Here is a 13,964-nt window from a genome sequence, read left to right as displayed (position 1 = left end):
TCACCAATTATTAAGCAGTAGCAGTACCGGACATTATGTCCGGTATTTTTTTGCCACCCTGATGCCAGTATTAAGCTTGATGCTGATAGTAGGTTGTTGGTTTATAGATCTTCAATATCACTGTGTTCTGCTGCATCTTTATCTGCAATATCAACAATAGTAGGATAGTCACTGTCATCTAAGTTGTCTTGGACCAATAGGTTTTCAGCGCTCGATTCATCGATATTTTGTCGATGCATTGGAGTGAGACCTTGGGTAGCATCACTACCTGCCTGTGAGTTATCAAACCCTGCACTGTTATCAATCACGTCATCATTGTCTATGGTATGCAGCATTGGGTTGTCCAAATCAACTTGCTGATTGTCATCGCCGTCAATACGATCCATCTCTTTAGGGAGGGGCGTTTTTGAGTTATCCATAAATAATTCCTTGGTGTTGTAGTTAAAAACAATTTTATTTCTTAAATTAGAGAATCCTTTTCTATTTTACTTTATTATTTCTTTCGCACCGACTCTACTGTTGACCCAGCGTAGCAGTGAATCGGGTGCGATTTGTGATAGATTTTGTAATACTTTTGCTGGCATGCCAATAGGGTAATGAGTCCGTGACAATTTTCGGTTGGGACGACAGCTGAGTTTACACATAGTCTTAGCGACATCCTCAACAGTTAAGTTGACGCCCAAGCGTTTGATACTTTCGATAGTCACGTCTTTGGTCATATCCGTTTTGACCCATAGCGGCATGACATCGATGACCTTAATACCAAGTTCAGCGTATTCAATATTTAGAGCTTCAGTTAGCCCACGTACAAAGAACTTACTGGCAGAATAAGTCGCAATTTCAGACTGACCATAAATGGCAGAAGCGGAGGATAGGTTAATAATTTTACCGTTTTTGGCATCTGCTAAATAAGGGGCTAGCTTGTGACAGCCAATCAGTACCCCTTTACAGTTGATATCAATCAAGGATAATTGCTTGTCTAAATCAGTCGTTGGTAGTACACCGCTATTTAGTATGCCGGCATTATTAATTAAGGTGTCGATACCCCCAAAGCTCTCAACCATATGCTCAATAGCCGTATCCCATGCTTCAGGCTCAGTAACATCGAGGTGACCGTGGACAATACGCTTCTGTTTCAGTGCTTTTTTAAATACTTTATCATTAAGCGCCCGCTCAAGCTCAGCAGTGTCAATATCAAAAAGACCAACGCTATGACCTTTTGCGACTAGTCTTTTGGCAGTGGCGAGGCCAATACCGCGTGATGCGCCGGTGATTAATAGATTCATAATAGCTCACTTGATAGTTATTAATCATTATTAATAATGATTAGGTAGAGGTGCGGGGCCAGATGCCAACATCCTTCTACTATTTGCTAATGTTGGTTCACCTGATTTAGAGAAAATAAGGGTAGTAGTAGCGATAGTTCGAGTGCTCCTATTACAGCAGCACCCCAACAGCCCTCTTATTTGTCGACTGAAATGCCTATTACTCGCCTTTCAAAATCCGCTAATGTAAAGGTCCACAAATAAATCAAAGCGACAATATAGATTATATTTTCAGCCAGTTCTTCGATGATGATACCCAAGGAATAGGGGAATATAATGGCATTTTCTCCCATATATTGAATGAGGGCTAAGACTATAACGCTAAGGTATAGGAATTTAGAAGTGTTCTTTAAAACGCTCCAAAAATAACGCCATGAGTAAGCCAATAAGCCAAGCATAACAACGATGATGACTAAGAGAACCATATCTTCCCACCAATCGTATGAATAACCTAAAAATATAAAGTCGGGTGGTACCATTGAGTCTGATAAATGGCTCAACTCTCTTCGAATAACACTAAAGAATACTAAAACGGATGCAAGCCAAAAACATCGCCCCTGTTTGAGGCGGCTTTGTACTGCATATTGCACACAACGCAGTATGCACAGCACTAAGACCATTGTCTCAATAATTTCGATGACGCCATTTTCAGTAAAAATGGGAATCTCCTGGTAAATAAAATAAAGACTAAAAAAATGAGCCCAAAGACTCACCCTAAATTGTAAGTCATCCTTGTGGAGCAGATTTACTTAACATTCGTCTATTATATTGCTGACCTTCGCAGTTTACTACTGCTTAATCTAAACCACGCCGACAAGGGAAAGCCAATAAAAAATATTGGCCTCACCATAAGCGATTACATCGTACTAATCAATTTTTCAAAGGTTAAGCCTTGATACTGATGTTACGTGGATGTTATTGGGTCAGTATCAATTATCAATTATCAATTATCAATACTCACGCCCAGTTTTTTACTTAGTGGCACTTTATGTTATTTTAAGGCTCAGCAGTTCCTCATAAACTAACCGGCACTACATCCTCGTAATGCTTGATAAAGCAGAATATCTTAACGACAGTTCAAATCTTTAGCGCTGCTTCAGTGCTACTTTGGCCTTGAATGTAGCGCTATCTCGCTATTAGTGCGCCTCATCCCAATTGCTACCGATATCGGTCTCAACCAATAATGGTACAGCAAAATCAACTTGCCAGCCTTTTTCTGCTGCTGTCGTTAGCAACACATCTTGCATGGCATTTTTGACCAGCTGGCTAATCTCGTTAGCCTTATCGCTATCAACCTCAAACACCAACTCATCATGGACTTGCAGTAGCATCTTCGCCTGCGCCTTTGGCAGTACTTTATCGACGGCGATCATAGCCAGCTTGATAATATCTGCGGCTGAGCCCTGTAGTGGGGCGTTAATGGCCGCCCGTTCAGCCGCTTGCTTGACCATCCGGTTACTATGATTGATGTCAGGCGTGTATAGCTTACGACCTAGCAGGGTTTCGACATAGCCTTTTTCATGGGCACTAGCACGGGTATTTATCATATATTCTTTGACGCTTGGATAGCGATCAAAATACATATCGATATAGTCTTGCGCCTCGCCGCGACTCATTTGTAATTGTTTGGCGAGTCCAAAAGCGCTCATGCCGTACAACAGCCCAAAGTTAATGGCTTTGGCATTGCGGCGTTCAGTGGTGCTGATCTGATCAACGGTCTTGCCTAAGACTTCTGCGGCAGTGGCAGTGTGAATATCCAGCCCGTCATTAAAGGCACGGGTTAAGGTGTCATCGCCTGAGAAGTGAGCCATGAGTCGCAATTCGATTTGCGAGTAATCGGCGGCTAAGATAACTCGACCTTCTGGCGCAATAAAAGCTTGGCGAATCAGGCGACCAGTCGCAGTACGAATTGGGATGTTTTGTAAATTGGGGTCAGTAGATGACAATCTGCCAGTACTGGTCAGCGCTTGATGATAGCTGGTATGAACGCGATCAGTCTCAGCATCGGCAACATTATCAAGCGCATCGGTATAAGTGCTTTTGAGTTTCGCTAAGCTGCGATATTCCAAGACAATATCGGCCAGTGGGTGGTCAATCTTAGACAATACTGCCTCGCCCGTTGAATACTGACCCGACTTGGTTTTTTTACCACCAATGACGCCCAGTTTATCAAACAGCATTTCCCCCAGCTGTTTAGGAGACCCTAAATTAAATTCTTCACCAGCCACGTCATAAGCGCGTTTCTCCAGGGCGATAATTTCTTCATCGAAGCGCTTTGATAACTCATTTAAAAAAGGACGCTTGATTAAGATGCCGTGTGCTTCCATTTGACACAGTATCTCGGCCACTGGAATCTCTAGCTCATGTAGCAGTTTAAAGTTATTGTCACCATCAGTCAGTTTTTTGCTAAAAATATCGAACAACTGATAAGTAATATCGGCATCTTCACAGGCGTAGTCGCTAGCAATATCAATAGCAACTTGATCAAAGCTGACTTGCTTCGCGCCTTTACCTGCGACATCTTCAAAAGTAATGGTCTGAGTCTGTAGATAATACCGCGCTAAGTCGTCCATACCGTGCCGGGTAATGGCCGCATTAATCACATAGCTGGCAAGCATGGTATCCATAGCCCAGTTGTTTTTTGGCTGCTGGACATTATTAACTGGTGCATGAATCGCATCAATCAGATCAATATCATAATGACTTAAAACGTGTGCATCATATTTGAGGTGTTGGCCGATTTTACCAATAGCTGGATTTTCCAATATGGGTTTTAAACGCGACAATACGATCTCAAGATCAAGCTGTTTAGCAGTCAGCTCATCACCCTCTAAACGGTGAGTGAGCGGAACGTAATAAGCTTCATGCGCTTGGGTCGCAAAAGACAGTCCGACCAACTGAGCTTGACGCCAATAGACACTGGTGGTTTCAGTGTCGATAACAAAGTGCGGGGCTGCTTCTAATCGTTCAATTAAACTGTCAAAAGCGGGCATGTCTAAAATAGTATGCCAAGCCTTATCGTGATTTTTGCTGTCTTTGACACTATCAATGCTGGTTGATTGCAATGATTTGGCGATTTGTGCTTGTGACTCTGCATTTGCTTGACTGTCTTTTACGCTGTGTGAGCCATTGGCAGGGTGATTTGGATGATCAAGCGAGGCCAGTTCGTTTTTGAATTCAAGCTCAGCATATAAGTCGCGCAGCTCATTAATATAGGCACAAGGGTCAGTGTTGATCTTTAGGTCGTCCCAGTCGTGACCAATGTCTAAGTCGGTAACGATGGTGGCAAGCTGCGCATTTAACGGAATGTCATCGGCATGTTCGATTAAGCCTTTGGCCCCACGCCCTTTAATGGTGGCGAGGTTTTGTAGCATGTTATCGATATTACCGTATTCATTCAGCAAGTCCATTGCCGTCTTCTTACCGATACCAGGTACGCCTTTGATACCGTCAGACGAATCGCCCATTAGGGTGAGAAAGTCAATCATTTGATCTGGCTTAATACCGAACTTATCGACTACCCCTTGGCTATCGGTTACTTTTCCGGTGAAGCTATCCTCTAAAATCACGCAGTCATTGACCAGCTGCGCCATATCTTTATCACCGGTGGAGATGACGACATGATGACCTTCGGCAACCGCCCGGCAAGCAAGCGTGCCGATAATATCATCGGCTTCTGCGCCTTCAATACGTAATAGCGGAATCCCTAATGCTTTTACCAAGCTATGAAGATAAGGAATTTGTTGCGCCAGCTCAATATCCATCGGCGGGCGAGCAGCTTTATAATCTGTTGATAACTGATGGCGAAAAGTTGGTGCACGGGTATCAAAACAGACTGCCATATGAGTTGGATGATAGCGGCGCATCACCTTGAGTAGCGCATTTAATGTGCCGCGAATAGCGTTGGTATGCTGACCTTTAGTGGTCGTCATTGGTGGTAGGGCATGATAAGTACGGAATAGATAATAAGACCCATCGACCAGGATAAATGGCGGCTTGTCTTTATCCACGTGGCTGGTATCCATGGTCGCCACATTGGGCATGGTCTCAAAACTTGGTAAGGTATCAGGATTAAGAGCTAGGTGTGAGTTGTGGTCATTCTCAGTCATAAAGGTCACTTATCAGCTATCAGATAAAAAGATGGCTCTATTATAACGATAAAATCGGAGTGTGCCGAACTGCTGAACCGTTATGATGTGTAAGAATATAGGAAGCTGACATCAGACTGGTATAAAACCGGTATAAAACTGGCATAAAAAAAGAACCCAGCGTTGGCTGGGTTCTTTAGAATGGCATTTAATATTTTATTAGTTTGAGCGACTACTGCTCATTATCTTGGTATTTATTTGACTTCTGAGGTCACTTCAACATCGATATTACCGTGCGTGGCTTTAGAATATGGGCAGACTTCATTGGCCTTTTCGACTATTTTTTGGAACTCAGCAGCAGATAAATCTGTGCTTTCACCAATGATATGAAGTTTTACTGCGAGGTTATAGTCGTGATCATCACCTTGTAGCAAAGACACACTCGCCTCAGTGGTCGAGCCAAAACTGGCTTTTTCCATTTTTTTGACTACGCCTAGCGCGCCATCAAAGCAAGCTGCATAACCCATTGCGAATAGTTGTTCTGGATTGTTGCCATCTTCACTAGAGCCGGGTGCAACCATATTGATGGTCAGATTGCTGTCTTCGAGGCTCGCATGGCCGGTACGACCGCCAGTAACTGTTGCTTTTGTAGAATATAGTGTTTTCATAAGGTGTCCTTTTATATAAATAATTTATAGAATGGTTTATAAAGAGTGCTTAAAGTATTTTAAAATTTGGTCTTGAATTGTACTTAACCTATCTAGCATAACAAATCATGAGTTTAACTTTACACAGCCCTAGTAAATATATAGTGGCTATTTGTAAGTAAACCTTACCAATAGCACAAGAGCCATACGATCCTTATATTATCAGCTTACCGTCGTTGCTGCCTTCTTTATAAAGCCTAGCAAAAATAGCATCTTGACCGTAAATCCGCTACAATATGCACACTAAAATCTTTCACATCTACTGTTATACCTTTTATTAAACCTTGCTTTTTCTTCCAAAATTTAATGATAAGTTATCCATTATGAGCGCAGATACCAAACTTTTAACCCCCAAGCTCTCAGCAACCAAGCTTGCCCGCGAAGTCGCTAAACGCCGTACCTTTGCCATCATCTCGCATCCTGATGCGGGTAAAACCACCATGACTGAAAAACTGCTGTTATGGGGACAAGCTATTCAGGTAGTAGGTGAAGTCAAAGGCCGTAAAACAGATCGCCACGCCACCTCAGATTGGATGAGTATGGAGCAAGAGCGTGGTATTTCCATTACCACCTCAGTCATGCAGTTTCCGTATCAAAAGCACATAGTCAACTTACTAGATACTCCCGGTCATGCTGACTTTAGTGAAGATACTTATCGCACCTTAACCGCCGTCGATAGTGCACTGATGATGGTTGACGGGGCCAAAGGCGTCGAAGAACGTACCATCAAGCTGATGGAAGTTTGCCGGATGCGGGATACACCGATTATCTCGTTTGTAAACAAGCTTGATCGTCAAATTCGTGAACCGCTTGAATTACTAAGTGAGATTGAAGCGGTACTAAAAATTAAATGTATTCCTTTGACTTGGCCAATTGGTATGGGCCAAGACTTTATCGGGGTCTATCATCTCACCGAAAATAAAACCTACTTTTATCAAAAAGGTCATGGTGGCGAGATTGTCGATATCGAGACTCGTGACGGTTATGATTATCCTGATATCCGTGAGCGCTTGGGTGCGCTGATGTTTACTGCCTTTGAAGAGTCGCTTGAATTGGTACAAATGGCGCTGGAAGACTTTAGCGTTGAGGCATTCTTGGCGGGTGAGATGACACCGGTGCTATTTGGTACTGCATTAGGCAACTTTGGGGTCAATATGGTATTGGATACGCTGATAAAGTACTCACCACCACCACAAGCTCATCCTACCAATGAGCGTGACATTGCAGCTACCGAGACTGATTTTACTGGCTTTGTATTTAAGATTCAGGCCAATATGGATCCGCGTCATCGTGACCGCATCGCCTTTTTACGGGTGTGCTCAGGTAAATACGAAAAAGGTATGAAGATGAAGCATGTACGTCTTGGTAAAGATGTGCGTATCGCGGATGCGTTGACCTTTTTGGCAGGAGACCGTACGGCGTTAGAAGAGGCCTATCCAGGTGATATTATTGGTCTACATAACCACGGTACTATCTCTATCGGTGACAGTTTCACCGAAGGCGAAACCTTGAGCTTTACGGGTATTCCTCACTTTGCTCCAGAGCTGTTTCGCCGCGTTGTACTAAGAGATCCACTCAAATCTAAAGCCTTACAAAAAGGTTTGAAACAATTGAGTGAAGAGGGTGCCACGCAGGTGTTTATGCCGCAAATCAGTAACGACTTAGTCTTAGGTGCGATTGGGGTACTACAGTTTGAAGTGGTCGCGCATCGTCTAAAAGAAGAGTACAAGGTACAGTGTACCTTTGAGCCCGTGTCTATTGCTACGGTACGTTGGATTCATTGTGATGACGAAGTCGCTTTAGCCAAATTTAAGCGCAAAGCTCACGATCAGCTATCGCTTGATGGTGGTGGTTATTTGACTTATCTTGCCCCTTCACGCATTAACTTACAGCTGATGCAAGACCGTTATCCAGAAATTACCTTTAGTAATACCCGCGAGCATTAATATCAAAAATGTGCTTCTGTCATCTCAAGACTGTAACACTTATTTATTGCCATCTCTAAAAGACACGCTAGACGTGTCTTTTTTATTGTCTATGATTTCTGTTGTAAATAGCGCTTTGGTACTAATTTTGTAGCAATAGAAACACCTTAACAAGACAAACAGTGTTCCAACAATACCCTGCAGTGGTTACGGTAGAATATTAATAAGAGTCATCTATTTATCGAAGAGCACATATGATAATAACAACTCAATCTTGCTTCACTAAGCGGTCTGTGACTCAGTCACTACCTAGTAAATCCAGCGGGTTGCACTTATTGACTGCCTTAGGTTGTGGCGTTTTACTTAGTACAGCAAGTTTACCTGCGAATGCCAGTAGCCTTATTAGCAGTAGTGACTATCTCGATTATGAGCTACCTGCAGAGTTGCAGGGACGTTGTATTGAGCGTGATAATTGTCCACAAATCGAGGTTAAGTATATCAAGACCAATCATAATTGGATAAATAACATCGTTAATGCGCGTATCAATCATGTGGCAGCGAATATCGCACAGACTAAATCTGTACTGATAGCGCCACCTATTAGTCATAACCAAGTTAAAAGTCATTAGATGACTTTGCCAGTGCTTCATTCATCGACCCACCAGAGGGCAGCACCTGGGGTTATAGCTTAACCATAGATCCAGAATATATCGGTCATGTACAAGATTTTGAGCTATTTAGAATTGATTCTTATGTCTTTACCGGTGGCGCGCATGGTATGCCCTATAGCGAATATTTAATATTCGACCCTAGTAGCAAAACACAAATTCAACTTGCAGATATGTTAGTACCTGCTAAGCAAGCACGTAACAAGCACGTAAGAAATCACGTAAGAAAGCCCGTTTTAAAGCGTTGGCGTATGATGCTTATAAAACCTGGGTTAAAACGGTCGATGAGGATGCTGACGGCTACGAGAAAAACTGGCCTTTTACGCTCAGTGATAACGTCACCTTGACCGATAAGGGGGTTGATATTCGTTATCAGCATTATGATATTGGTCCCTATGCTTATGGTATGCCAGCTCTTAGCATTCCTTATGAGAAGCTAGGTGGAATAATCAAGCCTCATTTTATTCCCAAGTAAATATTAGATAAAAGCAATGTTCCTAGTCCCTATATCGTTTCATAGAACTACTAAGACAAAAGAGTCAGCTGATTTATTGAGCGTTTTGAACAGTAAGATAGCAACTAATGACAAAATTTTTTTGTAGTTGACTAAATATTAAACAATAAGGAGTGACCGCATGACGAACAATTTAGAAAATGGAAATATGACAACAGCAGACACGGAAGTAGCCGCAGCGGAAACCAATACTTGGCAACTGAATGCTTTAACAGCAGCACTTGGCGACCTGTCCTTAACTGTTAATGAGAGTTTGTCAGTGGGTCGTGGCAGCGATAACGATGTGGTGCTAGGTAGCAAGCAAGTATCCCGCAATCACGCGTTACTGAGTGTCTCAAACGGCAAGCTATACCTAAAAGATTTGAACTCATCGAATGGTACTTTTATTAACGAAGAACGTATTGAGAGTAATAAATCTGAGCAGGTAAAAGCTGATGATACCGTGGGATTTGCCAGCTTTTCCTTTCAAGTTATCGCACCGATGGCAACCGCTTTCGATACTGCTACTCGTTTAGAACAGCCAGTTGAGGACTCAATAAATCTTGAGCCCACAACCGTCGATACTCTACCTACCGTAGCCACTGACAACGAAATCACTGACAACGAAATCACTGACGACGAAATCATTAGTGAGGATGTTGAGGACAGCGAAACCGCCGCCGCTAGCGTTATCGCTGCTGAAAATATTAATTCTGAAGTCATTAAGGATAAGGCTATAAGCCCTATTGCTGAGCCTGAGGTAATTGCAATAGTTGAGCCTACTGCTTTAGTTACTCCAGCGACAGTTGATCCAGTTGTTACAAATAACACAGCCAATGCTAATGACGTGATGACCGATAGCGCAAAAGAGGATACTGTAAAAGATGCTAGCGTAAAAAACAGTACTTCAATAGACAGTACCGTAGAAAGTGATACTGCAAAAGACATGACCGATGTAAGCCAAACAGAGGAGCCAGTGGTAAAAGAAACCATAATAGCAGAGGTGCTATCTTCTACGGCCAGTAGTTCAAATGCATCAGCACCGGCCATCGCTGATGTAGAGTCGGAGCCGCCTATCAGTTCAGCATCAATGCCAAGTACGGCAGCCGAGCAGGAGACAGTGATTTCCAATGATATTTCTAAAGAACCAGCAAGTACAGAGCCGCTGAATAACGAATCACTAAATAAAGAACCACTAAATAAAGAACCACTAAATAAAGAAACAGGGGTAAATGAGCCAGTAACCAGTGAACCACTAGTGAAAGAGCCGACGGTTCATCAAGAGCCAGCTCCGCATAAACAGCCAATAGTTACGCCAGAGCACGATAAAACTACCAAGACTGCATTACAAGAAGAAGCTGACCCTGATATATTGCGTGCCAGGCAAGCGGCAACTGGGCAATTAACAGGCACGGCTAATTTAGGTCGAGCTCGTGATATTGGTACTGAAGGCAACAATGCCCTGGATCAAGCCACTAACAATTCTACTAATGCTGAACAGGTTGAGACCAAATCTAGTGGCGGTTGGTTTATTTGGGTACTCGTCGCTGTCGTCATCATTGGCTTAGCATTATGGCTATTCAATATGGGCGGTGCCTAACTGCTAGCTTGGACATAATACTAATCCCTGAAATATGCAGCCAGCTTATGAGTATTACTTTAAGGGTAATATAGTCAATGAAAAGTAATATCGGTACATAACTTACTGCTGGCATCAGTTTTTCTTGCTTGCTGTGCCTACACAGACAGAGGCTGCAAAAAGCTTATACCAGCAGTACCGTCGCGTTTTTAAGGTATTTTAATTATATATCATAAAGACTGGCCGCATTCTAATTTACAAACTGAATAGTTAGCCTAAATGATAATAACCTCAGTCAGTTTTGTTATACTGAGCTGCTGATTTTCGGCGGCTCTTGTCACTTTCTAATAGCACCTCATATTCATCAGGATATTGAAGCGCTATTTTCATTATCTTTCCTGCAACTCCCATCTTTTGCCATTGGGCTAAGAGACTATCTACTATGATGACCTTTGAAGAATATCAAGCCTTTGAAAAGCGTGGCTTTAGTCATGCACCACTGATTAAAAAACGTTTAATGGATGCTCAGACTCCAGTATCTGTGTTTTCCAAAGTACGGGACTTGAGTGGTTCAGCGTACTTATTTGAGTCAGTAGTGGGCGGAGAGCGTTGGGCGCGATATTCGATGATTGGTTTGGGCAGTGATCTAATTTTGCAATATTCAGATGGTAACATGACTATTAAAAAAGACGATCATATTGATATCAATGCGGTTGATGATCCGTTTGATTACATCCGTAAGCTGATGGCAGGTTATAAAATGCCAACAGTAGACGATATAGCGGCGTTACCAACTTTTAGTGGCGGACTAGTCGGTTATTTTGGTTATGACATGGTGCGCGTTATAGAGCCAAGTGTCGGGCTGTCTGACGCGCCCAATCCGATGTCATTGCCTGATATGTGGTTGATGCTATCGATGAGTGTGATTGTTTTTGATAACTTAGAAAATACATTATCCATCATCGTTTATGCTGACTGCAATGATGAAGATGGCTACGGAGCCGCGATTCGTGAGCTGGAAAAAATCGAAGACAAGCTTGCTGAAATGCCAGACTTAAGTGCACCAATTATGCCAACCCCCAAGTTTGTGTCGCAAACGGGACAAAAAAAATACTGTGCTGATGTCAATAAAATCAAGGATTACATTTTAGCAGGGGATGTGATGCAAGTCGTTCCTGCGCAGCGTCTGACTGCTGATTATACTGGCGACTCACTTGCTGTATATCGTGCGTTACGGTTTTTAAACCCGTCCCCTTATCTATTCTTGGTCCACGGTTATACCCTCGACGATCATAAACGCTTCGACATTATCGGGGCTTCTCCTGAGATATTGTCTCGCATCGAAAATGGTACGGTTACTGTTCGTCCATTAGCAGGCACGCGCAAACGTGGCCAAGACGAAGCTGAGGATTTAGCGCTTGAAAAAGAGCTGCTCTCTGACAAAAAAGAAATCGCTGAACATTTAATGCTGATTGATTTAGGACGCAATGATATTGGCCGTGTCTGTGAATACGGTAGCGTTAAAGTCACGGAAAAAATGTTCATTGAGCGCTACTCACAAGTCATGCACATCGCCTCCAATGTCGAAGGTACGGTATTGGCTGATAAAGACGCGCTGGATGTCTTTTGTGCAACCTTTCCAGCAGGCACGCTCTCAGGGGCACCCAAAATTCGCGCCATGCAAATTATTGATGAAGTTGAACCCGTACGTCGTACGGTATTTGGTGGTTCAGTCGGTTATCTAGGCTGGCATGGCAACATGGATACCGCTATTGCCATTCGAACCGCAGTCATGCGCCGTGGTAAGATACATATCCAAGCGGGTGCTGGGGTGGTCGCTGACTCGGTTCCAGAAGCGGAATGGGATGAGACTAACAAAAAGGCCTTGGCCTTGGTTAAAGCGGTGAAAATGGCCTGCGATGGCTTACGTATTCGCTAAGAATAATTGATTGTATAAGTTATAGGCAGGCACTGTTAAAAATACCAGCGCTTTATGCTTATAAAAATGGTAATACAATCAGACGTTTAAAGTTTTTTATTAAAATAATCATAAAAATACGAGGATAGGGGTTGCGCTTTGTCAAATATTTGATAGAATAGCCACCACTTTGAGAGAACAAGCCGACTTAGCTCAGTTGGTAGAGCAACGCACTTGTAATGCGTAGGTCGCCAGTTCGAACCCGGCAGTCGGCACCATATCTCTCAAAGTCGCTTTTTTTAGAATTGCTTTAATTTCGATATATTTTTTGATTAAAAGTAACTTTTATCAAGAGCAACCTAAGGTGGGATTGGGGAGCGGTCAAACCCAACAGACTGTAAATCTGTCGCGAAAGCTTCGAAGGTTCGAATCCTTCTCCCACCACCATATTTTTTCTAAAGTTTGTTATAGCGCCAAACATACTCTAAATCAGTTCAATATAGAGTTTATGCGGGTGTGGTATAATGGTAACACCTTAGCCTTCCAAGCTAATGACGCGGGTTCGATTCCCGCCACCCGCTCCATACATGTGGCACCAATCGCAAATAGTAGCTTTGAATAGCAATGAATAATTAATCACGACAGCCAGTTTTAATCGCTGTTTCGTGATATTTTTTTTAGTATAACCCAGTGGTTGTCTAAAATATGCTCATATAGCTCAGCGGTAGAGCACTCCCTTGGTAAGGGAGAGGTCTTGAGTTCAATTCTCAATATGAGCTCCATTTATTATTCAAGTTTGCGTCGCCTATGCTCGGTTCGAACTTGATCTGAAGAAGCTGGTTATAAATATATTCATAACAATCTTATTCGACATCGTTATAACTTTTTGGCCGATATTGAAAAAAATTAAACAGACTCGGCAAGTAATTATTCAAAGGTAACACCGAGGTGTTGCCTTTTAGTGTTGTCAGTACGTTAATTTTATGCACGACCATACTTTGATCTACTGAGTTTTGCCGTAGCGATGGATTGAAAAATTTAGCACAGTATCCATATAATATGGCTGAGCTAATAAGTAACACTTAACAGATTAACCCTAGCGTCAACGGTTTAATGGTTTTAACTCTGTCATGAGCCGCCAAACAGCTAATTATTAATGATCAACCAATAAAGAGGAAACACTCATGGCAAAGGCCAAGTTTGAACGCAAAAAGCCACACGTCAACGTCGGCACCATTGGACACGTTGACCATGGTAAAAC

General features: G+C 42.7%; 10 protein-coding genes, 4 tRNA genes and 1 pseudogene. 10 read left to right on the top strand and 5 right to left on the bottom strand.

Annotation, left to right across the window (positions count from 1 at the left end):
• Positions 1–101: 101 nt before the first annotated feature.
• The 5 genes from RCH20_RS04615 to RCH20_RS04595 form a co-directional block, all read right to left on the bottom strand.
• Complete coding sequence (locus tag RCH20_RS04615; RefSeq protein ID WP_209955316.1) at positions 102–419, bottom strand: hypothetical protein; 318 nt, start codon at positions 417–419, stop codon at positions 102–104.
• A gap of 66 nt (positions 420–485) precedes the next feature.
• Complete coding sequence (locus RCH20_RS04610) at positions 486–1,286, bottom strand: SDR family oxidoreductase (RefSeq protein WP_209955314.1); 801 nt, start codon at positions 1,284–1,286, stop codon at positions 486–488.
• Between the two features lie 176 nt (positions 1,287–1,462).
• On the bottom strand, positions 1,463–2,038 hold the full coding sequence (locus tag RCH20_RS04605; RefSeq protein ID WP_327192773.1) for a hypothetical protein: 576 nt from the start codon (positions 2,036–2,038) through the stop codon (positions 1,463–1,465).
• A gap of 423 nt (positions 2,039–2,461) precedes the next feature.
• Positions 2,462–5,434, bottom strand: coding sequence for a DNA polymerase I (gene polA / locus RCH20_RS04600; protein ID WP_327192772.1), 2,973 nt, complete (start codon positions 5,432–5,434; stop codon positions 2,462–2,464).
• Positions 5,435–5,667: 233 nt separating this feature from the next.
• On the bottom strand, positions 5,668–6,081 hold the full coding sequence (locus RCH20_RS04595; RefSeq protein ID WP_209955310.1) for an organic hydroperoxide resistance protein: 414 nt from the start codon (positions 6,079–6,081) through the stop codon (positions 5,668–5,670).
• Positions 6,082–6,443: 362 nt separating this feature from the next.
• Between RCH20_RS04595 and RCH20_RS04590 the strand changes: the two genes are divergently transcribed.
• The 10 genes and pseudogenes from RCH20_RS04590 to RCH20_RS04545 form a co-directional block, all read left to right on the top strand.
• Positions 6,444–8,066, top strand: a complete 1,623-nt coding sequence (locus RCH20_RS04590) for a peptide chain release factor 3 (RefSeq protein ID WP_327192771.1) — start codon at positions 6,444–6,446, stop codon at positions 8,064–8,066.
• 272 nt (positions 8,067–8,338) lie between these two features.
• Complete coding sequence (locus RCH20_RS04585) at positions 8,339–8,674, top strand: hypothetical protein (protein WP_327192770.1); 336 nt, start codon at positions 8,339–8,341, stop codon at positions 8,672–8,674.
• Positions 8,675–8,957: 283 nt separating this feature from the next.
• Positions 8,958–9,188 (top strand): RsiV family protein, encoded by a 231-nt coding sequence (locus RCH20_RS04580; RefSeq protein ID WP_327192769.1) that lies wholly within the window; start codon positions 8,958–8,960, stop codon positions 9,186–9,188.
• A 160-nt stretch (positions 9,189–9,348) separates the two neighbouring features.
• The gene (locus RCH20_RS04575; protein ID WP_327192768.1) at positions 9,349–10,806 is read left to right on the top strand and encodes an FHA domain-containing protein; all 1,458 of its coding nucleotides are present in this window, start codon (positions 9,349–9,351) and stop codon (positions 10,804–10,806) included.
• Positions 10,807–11,227: 421 nt separating this feature from the next.
• A complete protein-coding gene (gene trpE / locus RCH20_RS04570; protein ID WP_327192767.1) occupies positions 11,228–12,724 on the top strand; it encodes an anthranilate synthase component I in 1,497 nt (498 codons plus the stop codon).
• Between the two features lie 181 nt (positions 12,725–12,905).
• Positions 12,906–12,981: transfer RNA gene (locus RCH20_RS04565), tRNA-Thr, on the top strand.
• 85 nt (positions 12,982–13,066) lie between these two features.
• A tRNA-Tyr gene (locus tag RCH20_RS04560) sits at positions 13,067–13,150 on the top strand.
• Between the two features lie 63 nt (positions 13,151–13,213).
• A tRNA-Gly gene (locus tag RCH20_RS04555) sits at positions 13,214–13,287 on the top strand.
• Between the two features lie 123 nt (positions 13,288–13,410).
• A tRNA-Thr gene (locus tag RCH20_RS04550) sits at positions 13,411–13,485 on the top strand.
• A gap of 402 nt (positions 13,486–13,887) precedes the next feature.
• Positions 13,888–13,964, top strand: a pseudogene (locus RCH20_RS04545) (hypothetical protein); the annotation flags it as partial.

This window comes from Psychrobacter sp. PL15, assembly GCF_035984995.1.
Taxonomy (GTDB): Bacteria; Pseudomonadota; Gammaproteobacteria; order Pseudomonadales; family Moraxellaceae; genus Psychrobacter.
The sequence above is the reverse complement of the archived record's forward strand: the minus strand, read 5'-3'. Positions and strand labels throughout refer to the sequence as shown.